Annotated in this window: 30 protein-coding genes, 1 pseudogene and 1 other annotated feature; of the genes and pseudogenes, 1 reads left to right on the top strand and 30 read right to left on the bottom strand. The window is 37.9% G+C overall.

All coding sequences use genetic code 11. The annotated features are described in order from the left end of the window. The first annotated feature begins 19 nt into the window (after positions 1–19). Entirely contained in the window at positions 20–370 is a 351-nt protein-coding gene (locus RZN25_03005; GenBank protein MEQ6375798.1) for a hypothetical protein, read from the top strand. 47 nt (positions 371–417) lie between these two features. Here RZN25_03005 and yajC read toward each other — a convergent pair whose 3' ends face one another. From yajC to RZN25_02855, 30 genes and pseudogenes are all read right to left on the bottom strand, one after another. Beyond that, the gene (gene yajC / locus RZN25_03000; protein ID MEQ6375797.1) at positions 418–678 is read right to left on the bottom strand and encodes a preprotein translocase subunit YajC; all 261 of its coding nucleotides are present in this window, start codon (positions 676–678) and stop codon (positions 418–420) included. Positions 679–700: 22 nt separating this feature from the next. Further along, positions 701–1837, bottom strand: coding sequence for a tRNA guanosine(34) transglycosylase Tgt (gene tgt / locus RZN25_02995; GenBank protein ID MEQ6375796.1), 1137 nt, complete (start codon positions 1835–1837; stop codon positions 701–703). A 16-nt stretch (positions 1838–1853) separates the two neighbouring features. After that, on the bottom strand, positions 1854–2879 hold the full coding sequence (queA, locus tag RZN25_02990) for a tRNA preQ1(34) S-adenosylmethionine ribosyltransferase-isomerase QueA (protein ID MEQ6375795.1): 1026 nt from the start codon (positions 2877–2879) through the stop codon (positions 1854–1856). 13 nt (positions 2880–2892) lie between these two features. Continuing rightward, positions 2893–3090 carry a DUF2905 domain-containing protein gene (locus RZN25_02985; GenBank protein ID MEQ6375794.1) on the bottom strand — a complete coding sequence of 66 codons (198 nt, stop codon included), beginning with the start codon at positions 3088–3090 and terminating at the stop codon, positions 2893–2895. After that, a complete protein-coding gene (gene ruvB / locus RZN25_02980; GenBank protein ID MEQ6375793.1) occupies positions 3090–4088 on the bottom strand; it encodes a Holliday junction branch migration DNA helicase RuvB in 999 nt (332 codons plus the stop codon). Before ruvB ends, RZN25_02985 begins: the two co-directional genes overlap by 1 nt. 10 nt (positions 4089–4098) lie before the next feature. Further along, complete coding sequence (gene ruvA, locus RZN25_02975) at positions 4099–4698, bottom strand: Holliday junction branch migration protein RuvA (protein ID MEQ6375792.1); 600 nt, start codon at positions 4696–4698, stop codon at positions 4099–4101. A 164-nt stretch (positions 4699–4862) separates the two neighbouring features. Next, positions 4863–5405: a BofC C-terminal domain-containing protein gene (locus RZN25_02970; GenBank protein ID MEQ6375791.1), complete on the bottom strand. Its 543-nt coding sequence runs from the start codon at positions 5403–5405 to the stop codon at positions 4863–4865. Between the two features lie 105 nt (positions 5406–5510). Beyond that, positions 5511–6260: an NAD(+) synthase gene (gene nadE / locus RZN25_02965; GenBank protein MEQ6375790.1), complete on the bottom strand. Its 750-nt coding sequence runs from the start codon at positions 6258–6260 to the stop codon at positions 5511–5513. A gap of 35 nt (positions 6261–6295) precedes the next feature. Continuing rightward, a complete protein-coding gene (locus RZN25_02960; GenBank protein ID MEQ6375789.1) occupies positions 6296–7264 on the bottom strand; it encodes a phosphotransferase in 969 nt (322 codons plus the stop codon). After that, positions 7257–8411 carry a SafA/ExsA family spore coat assembly protein gene (gene safA, locus RZN25_02955; protein ID MEQ6375788.1) on the bottom strand — a complete coding sequence of 385 codons (1155 nt, stop codon included), beginning with the start codon at positions 8409–8411 and terminating at the stop codon, positions 7257–7259. The genes RZN25_02960 and safA overlap by 8 nt, the downstream gene beginning before the upstream one ends. 138 nt (positions 8412–8549) lie before the next feature. Continuing rightward, positions 8550–9440 carry a prephenate dehydratase gene (pheA, locus tag RZN25_02950; GenBank protein ID MEQ6375787.1) on the bottom strand — a complete coding sequence of 297 codons (891 nt, stop codon included), beginning with the start codon at positions 9438–9440 and terminating at the stop codon, positions 8550–8552. Between the two features lie 16 nt (positions 9441–9456). Beyond that, positions 9457–9906 carry an ACT domain-containing protein gene (locus RZN25_02945; protein ID MEQ6375786.1) on the bottom strand — a complete coding sequence of 150 codons (450 nt, stop codon included), beginning with the start codon at positions 9904–9906 and terminating at the stop codon, positions 9457–9459. 11 nt (positions 9907–9917) lie between these two features. Further along, the gene (obgE, locus tag RZN25_02940) at positions 9918–11198 is read right to left on the bottom strand and encodes a GTPase ObgE (protein MEQ6375785.1); all 1281 of its coding nucleotides are present in this window, start codon (positions 11196–11198) and stop codon (positions 9918–9920) included. Between the two features lie 9 nt (positions 11199–11207). Beyond that, positions 11208–11744, bottom strand: coding sequence for a Spo0B domain-containing protein (locus tag RZN25_02935; GenBank protein MEQ6375784.1), 537 nt, complete (start codon positions 11742–11744; stop codon positions 11208–11210). Between the two features lie 400 nt (positions 11745–12144). After that, a complete protein-coding gene (rpmA, locus tag RZN25_02930) occupies positions 12145–12429 on the bottom strand; it encodes a 50S ribosomal protein L27 (GenBank protein ID MEQ6375783.1) in 285 nt (94 codons plus the stop codon). A gap of 19 nt (positions 12430–12448) precedes the next feature. Then, complete coding sequence (locus RZN25_02925; GenBank protein MEQ6375782.1) at positions 12449–12775, bottom strand: ribosomal-processing cysteine protease Prp; 327 nt, start codon at positions 12773–12775, stop codon at positions 12449–12451. Positions 12776–12786: 11 nt separating this feature from the next. Further along, positions 12787–13095 (bottom strand): 50S ribosomal protein L21, encoded by a 309-nt coding sequence (rplU, locus tag RZN25_02920; protein ID MEQ6375781.1) that lies wholly within the window; start codon positions 13093–13095, stop codon positions 12787–12789. 13 nt (positions 13096–13108) lie between these two features. Next, positions 13109–13183: a sequence feature (ribosomal protein L21 leader region), on the bottom strand. 59 nt (positions 13184–13242) lie between these two features. Continuing rightward, positions 13243–14652: a ribonuclease E/G gene (locus RZN25_02915; protein MEQ6375780.1), complete on the bottom strand. Its 1410-nt coding sequence runs from the start codon at positions 14650–14652 to the stop codon at positions 13243–13245. 24 nt (positions 14653–14676) lie between these two features. After that, positions 14677–15516 (bottom strand): site-2 protease family protein, encoded by an 840-nt coding sequence (locus tag RZN25_02910; GenBank protein MEQ6375779.1) that lies wholly within the window; start codon positions 15514–15516, stop codon positions 14677–14679. After that, positions 15513–16286: a M23 family metallopeptidase gene (locus tag RZN25_02905; protein MEQ6375778.1), complete on the bottom strand. Its 774-nt coding sequence runs from the start codon at positions 16284–16286 to the stop codon at positions 15513–15515. Before RZN25_02905 ends, RZN25_02910 begins: the two co-directional genes overlap by 4 nt. Positions 16287–16534: 248 nt before the next feature. Continuing rightward, positions 16535–17332, bottom strand: coding sequence for a septum site-determining protein MinD (minD, locus tag RZN25_02900; protein ID MEQ6375777.1), 798 nt, complete (start codon positions 17330–17332; stop codon positions 16535–16537). After that, on the bottom strand, positions 17325–18008 hold the full coding sequence (gene minC, locus RZN25_02895; protein MEQ6375776.1) for a septum site-determining protein MinC: 684 nt from the start codon (positions 18006–18008) through the stop codon (positions 17325–17327). Before minC ends, minD begins: the two co-directional genes overlap by 8 nt. Before the next feature lie 69 nt (positions 18009–18077). Then, complete coding sequence (gene mreD / locus RZN25_02890; GenBank protein MEQ6375775.1) at positions 18078–18617, bottom strand: rod shape-determining protein MreD; 540 nt, start codon at positions 18615–18617, stop codon at positions 18078–18080. Then, the gene (gene mreC, locus RZN25_02885) at positions 18614–19510 is read right to left on the bottom strand and encodes a rod shape-determining protein MreC (protein MEQ6375774.1); all 897 of its coding nucleotides are present in this window, start codon (positions 19508–19510) and stop codon (positions 18614–18616) included. The genes mreD and mreC overlap by 4 nt, the downstream gene beginning before the upstream one ends. Positions 19511–19525: 15 nt before the next feature. Further along, a complete protein-coding gene (locus RZN25_02880; protein MEQ6375773.1) occupies positions 19526–20566 on the bottom strand; it encodes a rod shape-determining protein in 1041 nt (346 codons plus the stop codon). Between the two features lie 219 nt (positions 20567–20785). Then, positions 20786–20926, bottom strand: a pseudogene (locus RZN25_02875) (JAB domain-containing protein). A gap of 79 nt (positions 20927–21005) precedes the next feature. Continuing rightward, positions 21006–22877 (bottom strand): reverse transcriptase domain-containing protein, encoded by a 1872-nt coding sequence (locus RZN25_02870; GenBank protein ID MEQ6375772.1) that lies wholly within the window; start codon positions 22875–22877, stop codon positions 21006–21008. A 550-nt stretch (positions 22878–23427) separates the two neighbouring features. Then, positions 23428–23979, bottom strand: a complete 552-nt coding sequence (radC, locus tag RZN25_02865) for a DNA repair protein RadC (GenBank protein ID MEQ6375771.1) — start codon at positions 23977–23979, stop codon at positions 23428–23430. Between the two features lie 44 nt (positions 23980–24023). Continuing rightward, the gene (locus RZN25_02860) at positions 24024–24599 is read right to left on the bottom strand and encodes a Maf family protein (protein ID MEQ6375770.1); all 576 of its coding nucleotides are present in this window, start codon (positions 24597–24599) and stop codon (positions 24024–24026) included. Positions 24600–24790: 191 nt separating this feature from the next. Further along, entirely contained in the window at positions 24791–25705 is a 915-nt protein-coding gene (locus RZN25_02855; protein MEQ6375769.1) for a hypothetical protein, read from the bottom strand. Between the last annotated feature and the right edge of the window lie 12 nt (positions 25706–25717).

Genomic DNA, 25717 nt, shown 5'->3' with positions numbered 1-25717 from the left:
TAAAAAGTAATGTGGTATTATGCAAAATGAAAATTCTATATGGTCTTTCACAGCAGAGGACTTTTCTAATAATAATAAGAAGCATATGATTCCACCACTCGATTTTTTATGCAGGATAAATTCTGATACTATTAGAAAACTCGGCATTCGCCAAGCCTTTGTGGAGAATGCCTTAGTTGCACTTATGCAGATAGGAAAATTTTATACTTTCCTATCTGTTAAGAAAAACGCAAACGCCCTTCGAAACAAGAAAAGCACTTGTTTCTGCGAAGTAGCTCTAAGTAGCTATCCTTTGTGCGATTACTCGGGGCAAAAACTTCGAAGATTACTCGATGAAGCTTTTTCGCTGGAGCTAGATAAATTTTCTTAACTTGTTAAAAAGCCTCCCATATGGGAGGCTTTTCTTAATTTACACCATTAATCTTGAACGACTTCACGAACCGCAGAACGGTCGTATGTAAGCTTCGTTCCTTCATCCACCTTGATAACAACTGTTCCTTCATCAAGCGCATGGATTGTACCATGTAATCCGCCAATCGTAATAATTTCGCTTCCTTTTTCAAGTTCACGTTGCATTTGTTGGATTTTTTTTTGCTTCTTTTGTTGTGGACGAATTAACAGAAAATAAAAGATCGCAAACATTAAGATTAAAGGCAATAACCCGATTAATGTCTCCATCTAATCCACTCCTCCCTTCTTCTTAAAAGTTTTTAGCATCTGGCTTATTGAATCCATATTGTTCGAAGAAGGCTTCTTTAAAGTCTCCTAAACGGTCTTCGCTTATGGCCTCACGAACCCGACTCATTAATTTTACCAAAAAATATAGATTATGATAAGTAGTAAGTCTAAATCCAAATGTTTCATTACATTTTACTAGATGACGAATATATGCCCTTGTATAATTTTGGCATACATGACAATCGCAGTTCTCATCTAATGGTCTGAAATCACGTGCATATTTTGCATTACGAACAACGAGACGCCCTTTAGAAGTCATGCATGTGCCATTTCTTGCAATTCTTGTAGGTAGGACACAATCAAACATATCAATTCCTCGAATAGCACCATCTATTAAGGAATCAGGGGATCCAACTCCCATTAAATAACGCGGTTTGTTAGTAGGCAACAAGGGAGTAGTAAATTCTAACACTCGATTCATAACATCTTTTGACTCTCCAACAGACAGACCTCCAATCGCATATCCTGGAAGATCTAAAGAAACTAAATCTTGTGCACTTAATTTTCGAAGGTCTTCATATTCTCCCCCTTGAATAATTCCAAATAAGCCCTGGTCATCAGGTCTTTTATGAGCTGTTAAACAGCGCTCTGCCCAACGGCTTGTCCTCTCAACGGATTTTTTCATATAATCATACTCTGCTGGATAAGGCGGACACTCGTCAAAAGCCATCATAATATCAGACCCTAAGGAATTTTGGATATGCACCGCTTTTTCCGGAGATAGAAAAAGCTTTTCACCATTAAGATGATTACGGAAATGAACACCTTCTTCTTCAATTTGTCTTAAATCAGACAAACTAAACACCTGGAATCCGCCAGAATCAGTCAAAATGGATCCATCCCAATTCATAAATTTATGGAGCCCTCCTGCTTCCTCTACGATATCCTCTCCAGGGCGTAACCACAAATGATAGGTATTAGATAAAATAATATTTGCTCCCATTTCTTTCAACTCTTCCGGGCTCATGGTTTTGACGGTTGCTAATGTTCCCACCGGCATAAAGACTGGGGTATCAAAGCTTCCATGGGGAGTATGAACTTTCCCAAGTCGTGCTCCCGTTTGTTTACAAGTTTTAATCAGTTCGTAAGTTATAGCCATCGTTGAACTCCTATTCTTATATGATTAGCATTGCGTCTCCAAAACTAAAAAAACGATATCTTTCTTTTACAGCCTCCTGATAAGCAGATAGAATAAAGTCTTTTCCAGCAAGCGCAGAGACAAGCATAATAAGGGTTGATTTTGGCAAGTGGAAATTGGTTAGTAATCCATCTATTGCTTTAAATTCATAGCCTGGATAAATAAATATATTCGTCCATCCTGAGGCTTCTACGAACTTTCCATAATTATTTGCAATAGTTTCTAATGTTCTGGTCGATGTCGTTCCAACAGAAATAATTCTTCCTCCATTTTCTTTCACTTGATTTAAATGCTCTGCTGTATCTTGGCTCATACGATAAAATTCAGAATGCATTTCATGTTCCTCTATGGAATCTACGCTAACTGGACGAAATGTACCTAAACCAACATGAAGGGTGATGTATTCAATATGGACTCCCTTTTGAGCAATTTTTTCTAGTATTTCTTCGCTGAAATGTAAACCTGCTGTGGGAGCAGCTGCTGAACCTTGCTCCTTAGCGTATACAGTCTGGTATCTGTCCCGATCTTCTAGCTGTTCGCGAATATAGGGTGGAAGGGGCATTTCTCCCAATTGATCCAACACTTCCAAAAAGACCCCATCGTATTCAAAACGAACGATTCGAATTCCCTCTTCTTGAACGTCTGTGCATATAGCTCTTAGTTTTCCATCCCCAAATTCAACGACTGTTCCAACCTTCATTCGCTTGGCTGGCTTTACGAGGACTTCCCAATGATCTTCTTCCTTTTGGTGTAGAAGTAGGCATTCCATCTTGGCACCCGTATCCTTTTTTACACCAAGAAGTCTCGCTGGCAGCACCTTTGTATTATTGAGAACTAAGCAATCCCCTTCTTGTAAAAAAGAAACAATATCAGTGAAGGATAAATGATCTATAGTCTTTTTCTCTTTATTTAAAACCATTAGCCTCGATGATGTTCGATCCTTCAATGGGTGTTGTGCGATCAGTTCTTCAGGCAGGTCAAAATCAAAATCTTGTATATTCATGGCGTGACTCCTATTATCTAAATTTACTAAATAAGTAAAACAATAAAGATAAAACAACACTCACTATGATAGAGGTCATAATTGGAAAATAGAAAGTAACATTTCCCTTTCGAAAAGAAATGTCTCCTGGTATTTTCCCAATAAATGTCCAAATTAATCCTATAATTACTAAAACAATCCCAAATACAATCAGCATTTTGCCAATGTCCATCAAGACTTTGGCACCTCCCGATTAAAATGAGAATAGGCAAGTGGGGTTACTACCCTTCCTCTTGGTGTTCGTTGAATAAACCCACGCTGAAGTAAGAAGGGTTCATAAACATCCTCAATCGTTTGTGATTCCTCTCCAATGGTTGCAGCAATTGTATCAAGTCCAACGGGTCCACCTTTAAATTTATCAATCATATAAAGCAACAATTTATGATCAATTGAATCAAGACCCTCTTCATCCACTTGGAGTCTTTGGAGAGCTTCCTTTGTTGTTTCCAAAGAAATAATGGACTCTCCCTTCACTTGAGCAATATCTCTCACTCTTTTTAATAAACGATTGGCAATCCTAGGTGTTCCTCTAGATCTGCGAGCAATTTCGTACGAAGCTTCTTCCTTGAGGGTAACTGCAAATATGTCACTTGTTCTTTCTACGATGGAACATAAATCTTTTGTTTCATAATATTCTAAACGACTGAGTACACCAAACCGATCTCTTAATGGAGCAGTCAATAACCCAGCTCTTGTTGTGGCTCCGACTAATGTAAAAGGTGGCAAATCAACACGAACACTTCTGGCACTAGCGTTAGAGCCAATCACAATATCTAAACAGAAGTCTTCCATAGCAGGATATAAGATTTCTTCCACAGTTCTTGGTAATCGATGAATCTCATCAATAAAAAGAACATCACCTGCTTCTAATGAGCTTAGAATAGCAGCTAAATCTCCAGAACGTTCAATAGCAGGACCAGATGTACTCCTAAACTGAACCCCCATCTCGTTTGCAATAATGGCAGCAAGGGTCGTTTTTCCTAGACCGGGAGGACCATACAATAATACATGGTCCAATGGTTCATTTCTCATCTTGGCAGCTTCTATAAAAATGCTTAGATTTTCTTTTGTTTGGGTTTGACCAATATATTGTTTTAAGGTTTGTGGTCGTAAGCTCAGTTCGACTTGATCCTCTTCAAGTAACTCTCCAGATACGATTCTGTCCTCCATAGTCATCCCCCTATTTTTTCATCATAAATGCCAACGCTAATCGTATATACTCATCTGGTGACTTCAAAGCTTCATTCTTAAACTGTTTATGAACCTTTTGGATTTCTTTTTCTGTATAGCCAAGAGCACGAAGAGCTTCCATAGCTTCTTCCAATGATTGATTAGAAGCACTCGTAGGATGTGTTACTTGCTCTGGACCATCTGGAAGCCATTCTTGAACCTTTCCTTTTAAATCAAGAATCATTTGTCTAGCTGTCTTTTTCCCAACTCCGGGAAACTTGGTAAGAAAAGCATCATCTTCTCTTTCAATAGCAGAAGCAATTTCCTCCACCTCTGAGGCTGCAACTATTGATAGCGCACCTTTTGGCCCAATGCCTGACACTTGAAGAAGTCTTGAAAATAATATTTTCTCCCGAAGAGATTCAAAACCGTATAAATGCTCTGCATCCTCTCGAACATAGTGATAGGTGTAGATAGTCACTGTACTATTTTTATATTTTTGAAAAACAAATGGATTTGGACATAAGAGCTCATATCCTACCCCCATCGCTTCCACAATGATAAAACTTGAATCAATTGCAGTTACTTCCCCTTTTATGTATGCTATCAATCCTCTAACCTCTTTCTAAATGGAAGTCTTAGTGAAAATATCCCTATCATTTTAACATACAAAGAGAAAAGGTGTTTAGTATTGATTAACTTATTGAAATAGACTTGTGAATTATATTTCTGTTCAAAAAAGGCTGACCTCATTAGAAGTCAGCCTTTTCCTAGTTATTCTTCTTTAGGTGATGCAGAAACCTCTTGGGTATAAGTCTCCATTACTTCCAAAAATACTTCCTTCGTAGGAATCGGAATTCCTTTTTCTAATTCTTCATATTGGTAGCTTTCTAGTGCATCCAAATTAATTTGAAAGTAAGAATGGACAGCCTTTCCTTTCTCAGGGTTACCATAATATAGGGTAAGCTCTCCCTTTTCATTTATGCCAATTCTCCCATTTTCCTTAGTCTCTGGTGATATATCATCTACTTCCCTAAGAAAGTTTATTTCTCCTTGATCTTGATGCGTAACTCTGTAATCTGAATAATCACTCCATAAATCCTCCATGGACCAAATCGTTTGCTTCTTCCGTACTTCTTCCTCTTGCCCATCAATATATTTTGTTTTCAATTCAATTTCAATCGTCAAAGGTTCTCTTTCCCAGGAAGCCTTATCTTCTTCTTTACTTCCTTGATCACTCATGTCTTTTGCTTGAATATGAAGACTAATCATTTCACTTAGGATAATAAAAATAAGTAGTAATGTCCATTTTTTCATTAAATTCACCCCGTTTTTCACAAATCGTATAAAAAAACTTCTATTCTCAGCTTAACCAAAGAATAGAAGTTTTATCCTAAAAGACGATTTTTGAAGGGGGAAATCTTATATATTTTTAAAATTTGGTGGAGCAGCCGCCAGTGAGCGTTTATGTTCTGTAGCTTTGTGCATTCTCTCTATAATAGCTCTGTCATGTTCTGGAATGGTTTCTCCATTTAAGAAATCATCAATCGTATTATAAGCAACTCCCATTTCCGCCTCATCTGTTTGACCTTCCCACAAACCAGCACTTGGCGGTTTTTCAATGATTTCATTCGGGACTTGGAGAACTTTAGCCAATTCTCGTACCTCACCCTTAGTGTAGTGAACTAATGGAACAAGATCCACGCCTCCATCCCCATATTTTGTGAAGTATCCAGTGTACCATTCTGCAGCATTATCTGTTCCTACTACAAGATACTTGTAATTAGTAGCTACCGTATAGAGAGCGCTCATCCTTAATCTGGCTCTAAGATTTGCATCTGCTAATCTCTGTTGATCTTCATCTAATTCTTTACGATCCTTAATCTGTTGAACTACTGTAGAAAATAAAGCATCGTGTGCAACAGTTAAATCAACAGTCATGTGGTTAATCCCGCATCGATCAATGACCATTTTAGCATATCTAAGATCGTCAGGATTACTTTTACAAGGAAGCATGACTCCCATAGATTGATCAGGAAACGCTTTTTTTATTAAGTTGGTAACCACAGCGGAATCAATACCACCACTTACACCAACAACAGCCCCTTTTAATCCAGCATTGTGGACAGTTTCTCTTAACCACCCTACCAATTTATTTACTTGCTCTTCCATTAGAAAAAGGCACTTCCTTCCTGCAACTATTTGCCTTATGATAGCATATTAAAGAAGGATTCCACAAATTTTTTTCGCTTTTTCCATTCCACTTCCAAATACTTTAAATAAGACTTTATTTCCACTGGATTATGGTTGTTGCGAATAAATCGAATCCATTCTCTTAAAATATCTGCTGGAAACGCGACTCCCTCTTGCCAGAAAGGGTCCGTTACATCTACATATGGTTCAAATAGAGAAAGAAATTCTGATTCTTGGTCTTCATACCAAGGAATAAACCTCTGTCCAAATTGAATATAATCATATACATGTGGAGAGAAACTTAACAGATCAAAATCTATTAAACAGACCAATCCATCTTGTCGTCGAATAAAATTATGACTAGCCACATCACCATGTATCCAGGTTCCATTGTTAAGACTTTCGTCCTCAAGATTACTCCAAGGTAGATCTTCAAATTTTTGAATGAGGTAACGGCAAGTTTGAACGATATCCATATATAGCCATTGATATCCAAATGAAGTGAAATAAGACTCCGTTTCTTCTAAATTATTAAGTCTCTGATAATAGCGGAGATACAATGGATCTCTTAAAATAGGACGTTTTATTCTTACTCTTTCACTTTGATGATGAAAAGTTTGAATGACTTCTAATGATTCCTTTCTATCCTCCTCGTTCGTATAAGAAAGGGACTGACCTGACACATAAGACATGATAACCCAATATTTTTGATCCCATTCTTTCACCCATCGACCATCGGGGAAGGAACGAAACTGTACCCACATGGGATTATTTGACTTCCACTTCTTAAAAAAAGATATTTGTTGACCAAGGCTCCTTTTACTTTTATAAGCTTTTAATATCCATTTTTTTTCATCAGTTTCACAAAGAAATACGTGTTCCTTTATTCTTTTCTTTATTTTAAAAGATGTGGACCACTCCTTTTGAAAAAAGGAGACGAGACGATTCGCATAGGAATCGCCTCGATTGGAGATATTATTCACTTTCATCATCTGCCAAATATGGATTTGGTCTTGGATATTCCTCTCCGGGATTTCCTGGCCAAGGATTCATTCCATAACCCGTAGTATTCGGTGGATAACCTCCCACTTGTGGGTACGGTTGATACCCATATGGGTTTGGAACCATTTGCGGAGGTGGTGCTGGGTAACCTTGTGGTGGTGCATAATACCCATTAGGATATCCTTGTTGGAATCCTTGCTGCATTGGATGAACCTGTGGCTGAGACCCACAACCGTCGTCCCCACCTACGGTTCCCATAAAATCAGATTCAGAGGACACACTTTCCCAGTCTCCTCCCCATAATCCAGGTGTTGCAGCTGGATACACGGGTGGCTGGGAATAAGGTGCAACTGCTTGTGGATATGGATTGCCACAATAACTACAAACCATAGAATGGTGTACTGGTGGGTAACAAGGTTGTTGCATTGGTTGTTGCATTGGCTGTTGCATTGGGTGTTGCATTGGCTGTTGCATTGGTTGTTGCATTGGTTGTTGCATTGGTTGTTGCATTGGGTGTTGCATTGGTTGTTGCATTGGTTGTTGCATTGGTTGTTGCATTGGGTGTTGCATTGGTTGTTGCATTGGTTGTTGCATTGGTTGTTGCATTGGGTGTTGCATTGGTTGTTGCATTGGTTGTTGCATTGGTTGTTGTACTGGGGGCACTGGCGGTTCTTCTATAGAAGGCTCTTCTTCCATCATGGGTTGTTCCTGCATAGGTTGTTCCTGCATAGGTTGCATATAAGGCATGTTCGGAACACTTAGTTGAGCATGAAAGTTTTGCTCAAATATCGGCATCATTGGTTTTTCAATGACTGGCTTTTCCATTTTTTTATGATCTTCTTTAATCACTGGCATTGGTTTTGGACTAGTATCCTTATAAGGGTGTTCCACTTTTGGTTTTTGTACTTGCTCTTCTTTAGGCTTTTTCATTTGTTGTTCCTTAGGCTTCATCTGTTCTTCCTTTTTAACTTCCTTGCCCTGTGTAGGAATTTTAATTTTCATCCCAGGCATAATTTTATCCGGATCTGCAAGCTGACTATTCATTTTCTTTACTTGCTCTAAATCAACGCCGTACTTTTGAGCAATATTCCATAAGGTATCTCCTTTTTGAACTACATGAATTCTCAATGGTGTTTCTCCCTTCTTCCTAATGTTATAGTTTAGGCTGATCACACATACTTTCACTTTCAACATATGCGAGACACGGAAAAAGGTTGATGAATTTGACATAAAAAAAGAAAAAACACAGTGAATAAGGAGACATTTTCACCATGTTTTTTCAGTTAATGTTTCTCTTTTAGAACGATGCAAGTGATATGAGGAATAGGTTCCTAAAACTGTAACCTGGCAGCCTAGCACTTCTAACTCTGCCTTAACACCTGGGAAAAGCACATCGTCATATGGTTGATCTACATCAATAATAAAAAAGTAATTCCCAAGACCAGTTTTCATTGGTCTTGATTCAATTTTGGATAAGTTCATTTTTCTCCAAGCAAAGGCAGACAATACTTGGTGAAGTGCCCCTGTATAATCTTTTGGCAAAGTTACCATTAATGTTGTTTTCTCAGTAATCTTTTCTTCATTTGGAAAATTAATTTGCTTTCGATTCTTACTAATGATTACAAATCGAGTATGATTATTAGGAAAATCATGAATGTCAGGCTTCCAGATCGATAATCCGTAGGAATCTGCAGCCAATTCATTCCCTATAGCTGCTACCCCTGGTCCCTTTTCTTGCACAATTTCAGCACCCCTTCCTGTAGAAGGTGTATATTCTATGTCTGCATGGGGAAGGTGAGTGTGTAAAAATTGATGGCATTGAGCTATGGCATGGCTATGAGAATATACGGTATGAATAGCCTTATAATCTTGTTGAGCTTCTGGATGTATTAATAGATGTTGGCGAATTGGCACAATGATTTCTCCAACAATTGGAAGTTGTATTTGGTGTATTAAATAATCCAAAGTAATGTGAACCGAACCCTCAATAGCATTTTCTAAAGGAACTACTCCTAAGTCCACTTTCCCCTCTTGAACCGCATCTATACAGGATGGTATGCTTTCATAACTAATCGAAGTTTGCGAAGGAAAAAAAGAATCTACGGCCATTTTCGTAAATGTTCCTTTTGGTCCTAAATATCCAATAGTTTGTTCCATTCTCGATTCCCCCAGTTTATGCACCACTGCTCAACAAATCCACACGATCAATAAATTCTAGTTTGCGTAATTGACTCAATAATTCATCGATTTCCATGGTCATAGCAGTGGTATTAAGTGACAATGTAACATTTGCTCTCCCTTGAAGTGGGATGGTCTGATGGATCGTAAGAATATTACACCCAGCTGCAGCAACTATGCCTAACAATCGGGACAGCGTTCCTGTCCGATCTTCTATATGAAAAAAAAGAGTAATCATTTTCTCTTTCACCATAGCTTGAAACGGAAAGACAGCGTCTCGGTATTTATAAAAAGCACTTCTACTCAAATCGACAAGCTGTACTGCCTCATAAACAGAGGAAATTTTGCCTCGCTCAAGTAAAGATTTGGCCTTTAATGTTTTAAGCATAGCTTCTGGTAAAACATCTTCCCGAACTAGAAAAAATTGATGATCTGCTTTCCCCATCCAAATCTCTCCTATTCCACAAATTCAAACTCATAGTCTAATAAACGAACAGTATCCCCATCCGTTGCTCCTCTTTTTCTGAGAGCTTCGTCGACTCCCATACCTCTTAACTGACGTGAAAATCTGCGTATGGATTCATCTCTTGAAAAATCAGTCATCTTAAATAGTTTTTCAATTTTAGGACCTGAAAGAACAAATGTCCCATCTGGCTCTCTTGTTATGTCAAACCCATCTTCCTCTTTTTCAAATTTATACACCACACGATTTTCTTTTGGCTCAATAGGTGTTGCATCCTTTGGTATGGTTTCTAGAAGATCAGCAATTGCGAATAAAAGTTCTTTAAGTCCCTCTCTTGTAAGTGCAGAGATTGGGAAAATTTTAATATCATCCTTCATTTTTTCACGGAATATATTTAAATTTTCTTGGGCCTCGGGCATATCCATTTTGTTCGCAACAACAAGCTGAGGTTTGGATAAAATGTTAGGATCGTATTGTTCAAGCTCTTCATTAATCTTCTCAAAGTCATCGAAAGGGTCACGCCCCTCAATCCCAGCCATATCAACTACATGGACAATGACCCTTGTTCTTTCTACATGACGTAAAAATTGGTGCCCTAATCCAATACCTTCATGTGCACCTTCAATTAATCCTGGCAAATCGGCTAAGACAAAGCTTCGTTGGTCATCTGTTTCCACTACTCCTAAATTGGGAGCTAAAGTGGTAAAATGATAATCAGCAATTTTCGGCTTAGCAGCACTTACTACAGATAAAAGTGTTGATTTCCCTACACTTGGAAAACCAACAAGACCCACATCAGCAATTAGCTTAAGTTCAAGCTGAACCTCTCTTTCCACACCAGGTTCCCCGTTTTCAGCGATTTCAGGAGCGGGATTTCTGGGTGTAGCAAAACGGATATTCCCTCGTCCCCCTCGTCCCCCCTTAGCAATAACAGCTTGGTGATGATGCTCAATAAGATCGGCAATAGTATCCCCTGTCTCCATATCACGAACTGTTGTACCAGGTGGAACTCGAACAATAAGAGGAGTTGCATTTTTCCCATTTTTTGATTTGCTCATTCCATTTTCGCCTCTAGGTGCTTTGAAATGGCGATTATAACGAAAATCCATTAATGTATTTAAACCTTCATCAACTTCAAAGATAACGTCTCCGCCATCTCCACCATCTCCACCAGCTGGCCCACCCATTGGCTCATATTTTTCACGGCGGAAGGCAACCATTCCGTTACCTCCATCTCCGGCTTTTATAAAAACTTTGACTTGATCGACAAACATTTCTTCACCTCACGTCTTCTTATCTTCCAAACACAAAATTATTTTTAAGGATTCCCTATTATCAGTTTGAACCTCATTCACAAATTTTATTTTCAAAAGCTCTTGAACAAGATTCTCACATTCAAGAAAAGTCCCCTGAATGGTTAAATGAAGGGATACGTCTTGTGTATTTATAATATGAAGCTGACCATGGTACAAAACATCTGTAAGCGTATATTTATGTAACTGATTTATTATTTTTTTAAGAGATTCTACCAGTTCTTGATCCGCCTTACTTAGAGTTGTGACACTAGTCTCCTCTTCAATATGATATGTAAGTCTAAACACTTCTTCATACCAATTAAATGAAATTAACCAGAGTGCTAAATGAGGGGCATGGAGTTGAACCAATTTTGATTCTTCTCGGGACTTTTCAATTCCCTCCTGCACTTTTTTCTTGACATCCTCCAACCGATTCATGGAAGCATAACCATGAATTAATTGATATTGATTCATCCAGTCATGTCGATAATGTCTTAACAATTCAATCACTTTTTCTGTATCCATTTCCCTCACTCCCCGCCAATCATAAATTAAATTATAGCATATTAGAAAATCTAAGGCTTATGGATAACCCTTTAGTTTTTACCTATTCAACTGTCTGAACGTATAAAGTGAGACTTCAATCAGTGGCCATCCACACTGATTGTTAGCACCCAAGGGTATGACTTAAAGGCCCTTGAACCAATCGGGGAGAAACTTCGAAGATAACTCAATGAAGCTTATCCGCTGAAACTAGACACTTTATTATTTTTCAAAATGGGAATCCCATTTTTCACTCCAACTTATAAATTCTAATAGTATTTAAAAGCCTTAATTTTACTTATACTATCAACCGACTAAATTTATAAATTCTAATGATATAAAGAAAACTCTAACCCAAGGGTTAGAGTTTTTATTGTACAAATTATTTCGCTACAGGATACACACTAACTTTTTTACCATTACGCCCCTGGCGTTCAAACTTAACAACACCGTCTGTCTTGGCAAAAAGAGTGTCATCTCCTCCTCGACCTACGTTAGTTCCTGGGAAGATTTTAGTACCACGTTGACGGTAAAGTATAGAACCACCAGTTACGAACTGGCCGTCTGCACGCTTAGCTCCAAGACGTTTTGATTCAGAATCACGACCGTTTTTTGTACTACCTACACCTTTTTTAGAAGCGAAAAACTGCAAATCCAAACGTAACATTAATTGCACCTCCTTAGCTTTACGAGATGGAAATATATTGACCGTAATCACGTTCAATGGTTTCCAGTGAGATGACCATTGCGTCAAGAATGGTTGATGCTTTTTCCTTTTGCCAGAGCTCCATAGTACTAGGAAGCTCTATACGAAGGTATCCACCTTCCCCACCTTGTTGTATCTCTGGATCTATCTCACATAACGAGAGAACAGCATTTATAGTGCCAAATGAAATGGCAGAAACGGCAGCACAAACGAGATCGTGACCTTTTGGTCCACTTTCCGCATGCCCGCTAATTTCGAATGCTGTGATTATTTTTTGTTCATTTCGTCTGATTTTCACACGTATCATGTAAATCAGCCTTACGCGTTAATTTTTTCAACAACAAGCTTAGTGTATGGTTGACGATGTCCTTGCTTACGCTTGTAGTTCTTTTTTGGCTTGTATTTAAATACAGTGATTTTCTTCGCACGACCTTGCTTTTCAACCTTAGCCGTTACAGTAGCACCTTCCACGAATGGAGCACCTACTTTCACTTCGTCACCACCAACAACAAGAACCTTGTCAAACGTTACGCTGTCACCAGCTTCACTAGCAAGCTTTTCTACAAAGATAGTTTGTCCTTCTTCTACTTTAACTTGCTTACCACCAGTTTCAATAATTGCGTACATACCTGCACCTCCTTATTATACTCAGACTCGCCATCACAGGTGCTACGAGAATAGCTTCAAAACCTGTTCTGTGCGGTTGTAGCGCGGTGCTACGAGCCATAACGTATTGATGTTACCATAGCAAAAGGGGTGGTGTCAATGTTTGATTTACAACATTCTTTCTTTTGCAACCTCTTTTGTTCCTATATAAATGAGTTCAAACAGATCGGAAAGATTACTTTTTTCTCTGAAAAAAAGCTTCAGTCCCAACTCTTCTTGGAATCTTTTTTTGGGAATTAGCTCAAGGAACCTTTTTAAAAGCTCAGGACGTATATCAACTAGAATAGCCTCCTGTCCTTTTCCCAACTCTCTAATTTTACGTTCTAACCTATATACCCATGTATCAAGGGAATAGCTAATGTGGTCATCTGATGTTTGTAACACTTGAAGCGCCAGCGATTTCCCTTCTCTTTTTCGTGTCATTTCCAGCATTCCTAATTTAGTAAATCCATAGATCTCCGTTCGAAGTGGGTCATTCTTAAGTGCATTTGAGAGTTGTTTTATGACTTCTTCTCGATGTTCAGATTTTTTCATATCTATAAAATCAATAAGTATAATCCCTGATAGATTTCGTAAACGAATGTGCCTAGCAATTATCTGGGCTGCAATTACATTTGTTTTTCTAACAAAATCCTCTTTTTGATGATGACTTCTAAAATGATTAGAATTAACATCAATAACATGACATGCTTCTGTACTATCAAAATGAAGGGTTACCCCTTCTTTTGTCGTTACTTTATGTGATAAAACCTGATCAAAAGCTACATCAAGGGAAAAGGGCAAAGGAAAATCATGGTGTTTCCAATAAAATTTTTGTTGCACTTCCCTATATTCCTCTTTACACCTTCTGTAGGTTTCAGCATCATCAAACCAAACTTCATCAACAGAATCCAAAGGTTTTTTTCGTAAAAATTGGTCAGGAATAAGAGCGTCTTCAAAAAGACAGATGGGAACCTTCCCTTCATTTTGAGAAGCAAGGATCATCTCCCATTTTTGCTTTAAAGCATGAATCTCGCTTGATAAAAGCTTCCCCTCCCTCCCCTGAGCAGACGTCCTAATAATCAAGCCTTCTGAGTCACTTAAGAATTTTTGACACCAATTTTTTAAATCCTCTTTTTGATGATCCGGTATCCGTTTAGAACAGGCAATATATTCACCAAATGGTAGAAAAACAAAATGATGACCAGGAATTGTAATGTTTGCAGTAAGTTTTGCGCCCTTCGTACCATAGGCTTCTTTTATAACCTGAATGATTTTTTTTTCTCCTTCATGGACAGGGATCGTCCCCTTCGTAAATCCGGGAATTTCATGAAAAGGCAGGAAGCCTTCTTGGCGAGAACCAAAGTCCACAAACGCTGATTGAAGTTCAGGTAAAACTTTTGTCACTCTTGCTATATAAATATTTCCTATGATATTTGGTTGAGATAAACGTTCTAAGCGTATATCTGCAATTCCGATTTCATCAAAATGCATTGCAAATTTTTCATATCCTGATGTTGAGATAAATATTCGTTTCATGAATCGTTTCCCTTTCCTACATTATTAATGGGTTATCAAGTCCATAATCGGTTTATTATTACCATTTAAATAAGCCCAAACAATCGCTCTTTCGTCTACCACATATGTTTTCGAATCAAGAAGAACATAAACAGGGTGCTGATATCCCTTTTTGTAGTTTTTAACCACGGCACTAATTCTCTCAGCAGGATCTACAAATAAAGGTTGAATTTTAGGTTCATATCTTAACGTTTGCGTCCGTGACATCAAATGTCGAATCCATTGGTACGTCCGATGCTTCCATTCTAGCTTATTTTCATACAAGAGAAAAGCAATCATAAAAAGGGGGGTTACGGAAAAAGGAATATTCATATAGAGTATGACGGAGCCCAACAATAGACAACATACTGATAACATAATCGTTTTTTCATAGGCATCTTTATATGGTTTTAAAACGGAAAGCCACTCAAAGACAAGCTTTCCACCATCTAGCGGCCATATAGGAAGTAAATTAAAAATGAAAATGATTTGATTATAATAAAGAATCTGTTCTACCAAATATGGTGAGAGGAATCCTCTATTCTGTCCTAAAGCAGCAAAAATAAAAATAAAAATATGAGTTGCAGGACCTGCTAGAATGACTAATATCTCCTCTATTGCAGGTCGATGACCAAACTCGTCTGTTTCCATCTTTCCTCCAAACGGAAAAAAGGTCATAGAATGGATCTTCCAGCGAAAAAAAAGAGCCATGCCCCCATGACCCCATTCATGTATGAATAAAATTCCATAAATAATAATTAAATCCCAAAAAGAACCGGTTATCCATGCAATTCCAATCATTAGCCAAAGAAGTGGATGTATATGAATGGGAGGTATTCGGCTCATGGTAGATCGTCTACCTTCATAACTTCCAATGGATCAATAAATTTCTTATTTTTCTCTATGGCAAAATAAAAGGAATGTGTTTTCCCCTCTTGTGGAATTACTTCTCCAACTGCATCATTTTTATTAATCCCTTGATATTGCTCGACTAATATACTAGATAACTGACCATAATAGGACTTAGTATTGTCACTATGTTGAATAATTACTGTTTTCCCAGTGTCTTCTCGATTCCCAGCAAAAACAACCGTACCTTCCTCCATGGCCTTTACAAACGACTTTTCATTCGTCTGAATAAGGATCCCCTCTCCATTAACTTGAAAGGTTTGTCCAATTGTACCAGTCACAGGCATTGCTAACATCTGACTATTATCCTTATTTTCCTCACTTTCCTGTTCATCATAAATAGGCAGAAAAGCTAAAGGCTCCCCAAAAGTATCTTTATACCAGCTATTAACTGCGGCGAACTGAAATTCTTCAGTTAACTGATACTCAACCCACTTTTGTGGTCCAGCAAAACGATCATCAAGCTGTAACAGGATCGCTACCGAGAAAAATAAGATACCAGACAAAACAAGTTTAAACAAAAAAGGAACTGGTGTTGGAGAAGTATTCTTAGAATCTTCTATAGACGGTGAAAAAGGATACAATCCATATCGCTCCTCCTCTTGTACCAAAGGGGGAAGCTTGGAAGGTGAATGTTTTTTCAAACCGTACTTCTTTTTTCTTCTCGCTTCTATACTTTTTCTTATCAATTTTACATCTCGTTTCATAGACCCCATCCTTATTTTTTAAAGAAGTTTGTACAAGTCTATGAGAGAGTTGGGCGAGATATTCCAACAAAAAAACCTTTATCCCGCATGAACGGGCAGAAATACCCCCACCTCAAATCTTACGTAAAACGAGAAAAGTAGGTGGGGGTATTTCTGCCCGTAAATATCCGATTAGTTCAAGGGCCTATAGGTCATTGCTAACAATCAATGGGGACGGCCACTGATTGAAGTTTCACTTTATTAGAAATTTAGGCTTTTAAACCAAAGAACTTTTTCATTTTTGTAAACATTCCCTTGTCATCTTCTAAGGAAAGAAGTGGAACAGTTTCTCCTAAAATTCTTCTTGCAATATTTCGATAGGCTATAGAAGCTTTTGTATTCGGTTGAAAAGCGACAGGCTCACCATGATTAGAAGCTTTGATGACTTCATCATCATCTGCAACAATCCCTAGCAAATCAATGGAAAGAATAGCCACTATTTCATCAATATCCAACATGTCTCCGCTTTTCACCATGTGATTACGAATTCGGTTAATGATCAGTTTTGGAGAATCGACATTTTCCTTTTCCAATAGACCAATAATTCGATCAGCATCTCTAACACTAGATTTTTCAGGAGTCGTAACTACTACAGATTTGTCTGCTGCAGCAACGGCGTTTTTATATCCTTGCTCAATACCTGCGGGACAATCTATTAAGATATAATCATAATCCGGACGGAGTTCGTCTACAATTTTCACCATAGCTTCAGGAGTTAAAGCAGTCTTATCACTGGTTTGAGCAGCAGGAAGCAACACCAAATCATCAAATCGTTTATCACGAATTAATGCAGATTGCAGTTTACATCTTCCTTCGGTGACATCAATAATATCGTAAATAATACGATTTTCTAATCCCATGACGACATCAAGGTTTCTAAGGCCAATATCTGTATCAATTAAGCATACCTTCTTACCAGTTAAAGCAAGAGCTGTACCTAAGTTTGCTGTTGTTGTTGTTTTCCCTACTCCACCTTTACCCGATGTTATTACAATCGACTCACCCATTAGATATTCCCCTTTCCTCCCAATAAAAATTCGGTCTTTTTTGTATGACCGTTTGTAAACGTTCGATTACAATTTTATTTTGATGGCGGTCAATAAAGCCACATTCCATATAAGCGCCTTCAGACTCGTAGTCAGGAGAGCGACTAATATAGTCAGCAATTCTTAATTGGCTGGGCTCCATGTAGGAAGCAGCAATAATAGCCTCCTGATTCCCTTTTGAACCAGCGTGGGCAATCCCCCTCAGTGAACCCATAACATAAATATTCCCTGACGCTATAATAGAGCCACCTGGGTTAACATCCCCTAATAAAAGGAGATCACCATCTACCTTCATTACTTGTCCACTGCGAACCACTTTTGTTATCGTAGTTACTTCTAAGTTTTTTTTCCATTCTAAAGCCTCTTCTTTTGTTAGTACATTGGACTCGAGGGAATGAATCACTAACTTTTTCTTCTTTCGTACAATTCCCCTTAATTGTTCTTCCTGTTCTTTATGTAAGTATCGGTTTCCCAGCTTCACATGAACTGTGATAAACGGTTGATTCTCACTAACATGTTCTGTTGTTAATTTTTCATTTAATTCCTTTAAGATTTCCTCAAAGGAGCAGGTATCATCTAAATATAAGGTTAGTCCATCTTTTGTTCCTTTTATTGTTACTACTTGTCGTTTGTCCATAACGTGAAGTTCACCTCAAACTAAATAGTTCGATTTTATAAGTAAAAAATCCTCTTTTCTCAACAAATCTTATCCCTTTTTTGGTTTAGAAAGATGCATTTCTGCTAATTGATATAACTGACGAGGAAAAAATGGATAAAGAATGATCATAAAGATGAGATTTGCAGTCATTGTCGGAATTAGCCTATACAGCATATAGGTTTCTACCCCCATAGATGCTACCCCAGTCATTGTATAGACAATATATAAACTCCACTCAACAAGCAAAAGGCCAAGGAAGGAGAGGAGAAATGCAACAAAAAAATTGGCATGAAGCATTTTTTTAAGTCCGTGAACCACATAGGCGACTATTCCATAAGTAAACATATATACACCTAAGATATCTGTATAAAGAATGTCTACTAAAAATCCAAAAGTAATCCCGTATAAAACTGACATATAAGTTCGGTCAGAATCATAAAATATAGCAATGTACAAAATCATAACAAATACCCAGTGGGGAGTTATCATAAAATCTCGCACTAAATATTGGTTAGGCAAAAACTCTAACGCTATGCTCTCAAGAATAAGACTGACAAGTAAAAGGAGAGGAAGAATGGCTCTTTTCATTCTTCTTCACCCTCTCCTTCGAGAATCTCCTCTGCATTAGGGTCAGCTATCTCCATTTCCCGATCCACGACCATTACATGATTCATATCGTACAAATTGGCTGCTGGCTTTACATAGGCATTCTCTGTTAAGCCATATTCGTCAATAGAGACTTCCATTATAGTTCCAATGAATAGTCCACTTGGGAAGACACCGCCCATTCCTGAACTCGAGACCATTTGCCCCTCTTTAATGTCTTCTTCATAAGAACCTCTCTTAATGACTAATAATAAGGCTTCTTTATCGTCATCATACCCTTCGATAAGTCCATAAATATTTCCTTCTTCTCCTGAAATAACAGCAGAAATTCGATTACTGCGATCAAATCCGCTTAGGAGCTTAACGGTTGCCTTTCCTTGAGAGGCAGATTGAACCTTCCCAACCATTCCATCTCCCGTTATTACAGCCATATTCTTTTCAACACCATGTAATTTTCCTTTATTAATGGTTAGCTGATCAAACCAGCTTTCAGGACTTCTAGCAATAACCGTGGCTTGTATGGGCTTGTAGTTTCGAAGCGACTCTTCCTTACCCACAATATTACGTAATTCCTCATTTTCTTCTCTAAGTTCCTGTACTTCAACTATTAATGAACGATATTCTGTAAGTTTAGATTTTAAAATCTGGTTTTCGTCGTAGGTATCTTTCATATCCCTAATGTTTTCAGATACTTCTTTCACCAAAAGTACAGGCTGATTAAAAAGGGTTTGCAGCCACCCAACAGAATCCATGATCACTTGTTCTGGAATAGTAAGATTTTCTCGGTCCCTCATAGAAACCCCTATAAGACTTACTAAAAGTATAAAACTAATTAAAATAATAATTAAACGTTTATTTCGAAAAAAAGACGGCATAGTAAAAGCACCTACTTATTCAATGGTTGGACGCCTCGCGACATTTGGAGAATTTCTAAAATGGTGAATGTAATCTAATGATTTACCCGTACCAATTGCCACACAGTCTAATGGCTCTTCCGCAACAAATACAGGAATATTCGTTTGTTCACTTAGCACAACATCTAAGTTTCTTAGAAGAGCTCCACCACCAGTTAGTACAATTCCTCTATCTATGATATCTGCAGCAAGCTCTGGTGGAGATTTTTCAAGTGTATTTTTGACGGCATTTATTATGGATTCAACTGTATCATTTAATGCTTCCGATATTTCATGAACGGTAATGGATATGGTTTTAGGAAGACCGGCTATGAGATCTCTTCCTCGAATATCCATTTCCTCTTCTTCGCTAGGAGTACCTGCGAATCCAATTTCCATTTTAATAGCTTCTGCTGTTCTTTCCCCAATCATCAAATTATAATGCTTTCTAACGTATTGAACAATAGCCTCATCCATTTCATCCCCTGCAATACGGATAGACTGGCTCTGAACAATCCCACCCAGGGAAATAATTCCTACTTCTGTTGTTCCTCCCCCAATATCAACTACCATACTGCCAGTCGGTTCCCAAACAGGTAACCCGGCCCCAATGGCAGCAGCAAATGGTTCTGGAACTGGGTAAGCTTCCTTTGCCCCCGCTTGTTTTGCAGCATCAATAACTGCACGTTCTTCTACCATAGTAATGCCAGAGGGAACACATACCATTACATTAGGTTTTCTTGTAAATCTTGACCGGTTTTTCATAGCTTGGTTCATATAATGGTTCATCATAGCTGCCGTTGTATCAAAATCGGCAATAACCCCATCTTTCATTGGTCGAATAACCGATATATTGGCAGGGGTTCTTCCAATCATATTTTTCGCATCATTTCCAACAGCGATAACCGTTCCATTATCTAAATTTCGAGCAACGACAGATGGCTCTCTAACAATAACACCTTTTCCTTTAACAAAAACCAATGTGTTTGCCGTTCCAAGATCTATGCCAAGGTCTTGAGAAAATCCAAATTTAGCCAATTGAATCTCCCTTTCTTTTATTAAAAGTTTTTCTAAAAAACTTTGATCCTGTTTTTAAATATACATGCAAAAACGGATAGAAATATGTATTGTAAAAACGATTAGCACAAACGTATAGAAGCGCCAATCCCTGTCTTTTTCAAAAAGACATATGAATGGCGCTTAACGAAATCTGTTGTATTTCTTATTATACGAGAAAAAAATAAAAATAGGTAGCCCTTACAGATAGCCTTTTTCTTTTAATGATACAAATTTACGATCACCAATAATGATGTGGTCCAAAAGTTCGATTCCAAGTATTTTCCCACATTCTAACAATCTCCTAGTTACATGGATATCCTCTTGCGAAGGACTAGGGTCGTAGGGTAGGGAACATGCGCCTTATTTGGTCGCCCAAGTAGGTTTCACAATCCCCCCCTCAGAACCGTACGTACACCTTTCAGCGTATACGGCTCGCCAGTTGTTTAATCGGAATTTGCTTCTCATGGTGGTCATGATGGCATTTAAAACACAGGACAATTGTTTTTCTGTTGCGTTCAATCATAATTTTGTCCAAGTATTTTAAGTTTAATTTCTTTTTCAAGTCCTTCAACTTTCTGATGTCATGGACTTCCATCTGACCTTCTGTTGTACCACACGCTTCACATTTATTTGCTAATAAACGATTTTCAAATTCTGTCCTTCCTGAATATTTCATCGTATTTACATACGTATCAATTTCAGGAGAGTCTGCTTTTATTGCACCTTTATGTTTCGGCAAGTCTTTTAGTTTCACAAACTGGTGGATTTTATCGTTGCCATGTTTATCTTTCCTAACTATACATAGAACTCCTTGTTTGTGTGTTCTCATGGTTGAGGCAACCTTCATAGAGGTACTTCTTCGTTTATTAGCAATGGTTTTGATAAAACTACTCTCTGCTAGATAAAATAACTTATCAAGATGATGATAATTATTTGCCAGCTTGTAATAGTTTGCAATTCCTCTAAGTTCAGCGTTATAAGTATGCAGAATTTCTAATTCCGAATTGTTAATAAGCTTTGCCCGATGTATAATTTTGAAATTATCCAGATTACCATATCCGTTTGTTATAGCAAAATTTCTAATTTTCTTCTCAGGTATTTCTAACTTTATTGCACCAGAAAGAGTTCTTTTTTTCAGAGGATGCTTATGGTTTTTATACGAAGCCCTGGTGACCTTGATTTCATTCCACTTTCGAAATTCATATCCAAGAAAGGGAATTGGATTTTCCAAAAGGGTTATAAGTGTTTTTTCTTCACTTAATTCAAGGTGTAGTTCTCGTTTAAGGTAGTCCTTTATCTTTTCTTTTACATCCACTGTACTATCTTTGGAACCAGCTATACCAATTACAAAATCATCTGCATAACGGACATATTTCATTCTTTGATAGTTTTTATCCATAGGGTCTACTGAAGGTATTAGAACTTGTTTGCGCTTAAGTTCTTCGATACCTAGTATCAATACCTCTCTGTTTTCCCATAATTGATGTCCATTTCTCTCATCAAGTCTCTTAACTTTTCGAGAGAGAGTGCTGATTTCTGAGCGTATACGCCTATACTCCTTGTTTCTATCCCTTATTTTACCTATATCAAAATTCTCCATTTGCTTTTCCATGAATAGGTCAAACTCATGAAGGTAGATATTGGCTAGTAATGGTGAGATAATACCACCCTGTGGTGTTCCGCTGTAAGTTTTATGATAAGTCCAATTTTCCATGACACCACTTGTAAGTGCATTGTGAATAAGCAGAAGAAAACGATGGTCATTGACTCTTTTTGAAATAAGATTTAATAGAACAGAATGGTCAATATGGTCGAAAAAGCCTTTTATATCTCCTTCTATACACCATGTTAACCCTTTCCACGTATTCTTTATTTGGGATAATGCTGTATGACAGCTTCTTCCCTCTCTGAATCCGTGTGAATTATCTGAGAAGGTTGGTTCATAAACGTTTTCCATAATCATTCTCATTACTTCCTGTACCAACTTATCTTTGAAGTTAGGAACCCCTAAAGTTCTCTTTTTACCATTTGCTTTTGGAATTACAGGTGCAAAACGAAACGTCCCATTTTTAAGTTGCTCTATGATTTCATCAATCTTTTGCAAACTAAAACCATCGATGGTTTCATCAGACGTTCCTTTTGTTAGATTCCCATCATTCGGATATAGTTTTGCATATGCCTTTATCCATAATTTTCTGTTATACATAAGACGGTAACAATCGGTTATAGTTTTACCTTTTTGAGAAGCGTTCCTTATAACGTCTAACTGATGAAATGGATTTGTTGCCATATTCATGACTCCTTTCTCATTGACGTTAACATCAACCTATCTCCCTTCCCCCTGCTAAACTCATTACAAGCAAACGTTGGGTACTATGGAGACTCCGTTACCATATGCAATTTTCATAGACCAATGTCTAATAGCCATTTGGCACTTGCACTTAGGTAATCCCTGCATTATGACATAAATTTAGATATGTGATGGTTAGGTATCCCTTTCGACGGTTTCCTCTAGTTGAGGATTGAAGGACAAACCTTACTATGGACAGGAAAGCGGTGATTTCCAACGGACGCTCAGGCGATACGTCCCCCATTTTGTCCTCATTGCCTGTTAGCTATCGTAGACAATGGCGCACCCATCGCTCATTCGCCTAGGATTCAAGCAGTATAGCTTTTACCATACATCACTTGGTCTGAAGAACTGACTCGACATTAGATAGCTTTGTCGTCTTTTCTCCTTTTCACATCATGCTCTGTTCCCTCTATGAGTTTCCTCTCAAGGTAAGATGCTGACCATAGAACATTGTAAGGAGTTCTAGATTTCCAAGAAATCACTAAATTTACGCACCTCGCAGGCGCACGCCGGAAGGATGATTATGCGCACATATGATGGAAGCTGCCGATCTCTTAATCGCTTCTTTAAAGACCTCACGCGGATGGACGATGGAAGAATTCAGGCTACCAATAAAAATGGTCTGCCTATGAATAATTTGATTTTTCGTATTAAGGTACATGGCCACAAAATGCTCTTGTTTTAAATCTCGCATTTCTTCCATAATGTAATCTGCACCGTCTTCTGGGCTTCGAATAACATAGCGTTCCTGAGGTTGTAGCTGATGGATTCTGCGCCCTAATTCAACAGCGGCCAATATAGTCACTGCTTTCGCTTCTCCAATACCTTTAATAGCAACAAGTTCATCTACAGACGCATCCTTAAGTAACTGAATTCCTTCAAAATGCATGAGTAGCCGTTGTGCTAAATTGGTAACCGATTCTTCTTTTGTACCACTTCCTAATAAAATAGAAATTAATTCCTGTTGGGAAAGATGCTTTGCGCCCAACTGGATCAGTCTTTCACGAGGACGATCACATTTTGGAACATCCTTGATCATGACAGATGCCACGTGGTTTTCTACCCCCTTTTAAATAAATTCCCTTACCATGTTGCAGGATGAATGCCAAATTTCTCAAGTTCTCTGACTAGTCTCGATATCGGAAGGCCAACTACATTATTGTAATCCCCTTCAATCTGCTTTACTAAGAAGGCCCCATGACTTTGTATACCGTAGCCACCAGCTTTGTCATAGGGATCACCAGTAGTAACATAGCGATTTACCTCGTCATCAGTTAGCTCCCAAAAAGTAACCTTAGTTGTTTCGGAGAAAAGAACTTCATCACATACTGAAGCGATCCGTACTCCAGTAATAACCTCATGTGTTTGACCATTTAAGAACTGTAGCATCTCTAAAGCTTCCATAGGAGTGGATGGCTTTCCTAAAATTTTTTGATTCAATGCTACGACTGTGTCAGCACTTATAATGACCTCATGATTGGAATGAAATGGACACTCTTCACCTTTTCTCTTCGCTAATAAAATCGCTGCATCCATTGGTAATATGCCTTCATCTAGGGATTCATCTGCATGGGATGGACGAATAGAAAAAGAATACCCAAGTTGAAATAATAAATCCTTACGTCTAGGAGAAGTAGAAGCTAATACTAGTTCGTTCATTTGGTTCACTCCATATCTAAAGATAAGGGTAGACTTATCTTATCTGTTTTTAATCAATGAACACAAGCTTACATTATTGTATTTTTAAAGACAAATAAAATAGCAAAAAGCAATTTTACACCATGCTTTTTGCTATTATTCATTATTCACCAATGTTTATTTTTAAAAAACCTGTAAAAATAAAAAAATATTTAGTTGCTGCCCCACTTTTCATATTCCTTCAGTGCTGCCAGTAAGTTTATTTGTATTCTCTGTTTTGTTTCAAATTCTCCATCTCCCCCCCCCATATCCCTAGATGAATTCTGTAATATTTGCATAAAAGGATACTTTTCCATGTCCACTCCTTCTCCATGAAAATCAGATAGGGATTGAGTCCAATTGGCTTGGCTCCCATTTGACTGGGCAGTAATTCCCTCCTTTATCTTTTGAATACTACTTTCTATGAAGTTTTGATCAGCCGTGTCAATTTCTTTTTCCATAGCTGGAATTTCCCATTCCTTCACATAGATTTCTATCTCTCGCTCGGAAATAGAAGAGGCAAAGGTTTTTAAATCATCCTTATCACTACCTAAACCAGCAAATAAAAAGTATTGATTCTCTCGTGGCCAAACGATACTTTGTACCCCTTTTGTTTGGTAGATGTCCCTTTGCTCTTCTGCTTTTTCAGCAGTTGAAAATATCCCAAGCTGAATCACATACATGGATATTCCCGACAATGTAAGTGAAGAAGAGTTTACATTGTTATCTTGGACTTCTTTTTCTCCATTATTGGATGCAGATGGAACTGAAACAGGGGGAAGATTATTTGTTCCTTCCATGCCTGTAAATAGCTTTAACATTCCAAAGCCAAAGATCCCTCCAACAATGAGGGCAGAAATAAGCGTTATAGCTAGTCCCTTAAATGAAGAGTTTGATGATGGCCATTTCCTTCTAGATTTTCTCTTTTTTTTATTTTTATGAGAGTGGACGGAATCGTTACGATCCCACTCTACTATTGTGTAAGGAGATTCTTCATCCTCTTTCTGAAAGGAGTCTATGTTCTTTGGCTTGGTTTCGTTGAAATTCGGATCCTTATTAAGCTTTACTGTAATAGATTGCTTATCCACATTGCCCCTCCT

The organism is Bacillaceae bacterium S4-13-56 (genome assembly GCA_040191315.1).
GTDB lineage: Bacteria > Bacillota > Bacilli > Bacillales > JAWJLM01 > JAWJLM01.
Note: the sequence above shows the minus strand (reverse complement) of the source record. Positions and strands in the feature narration are given on the sequence as shown.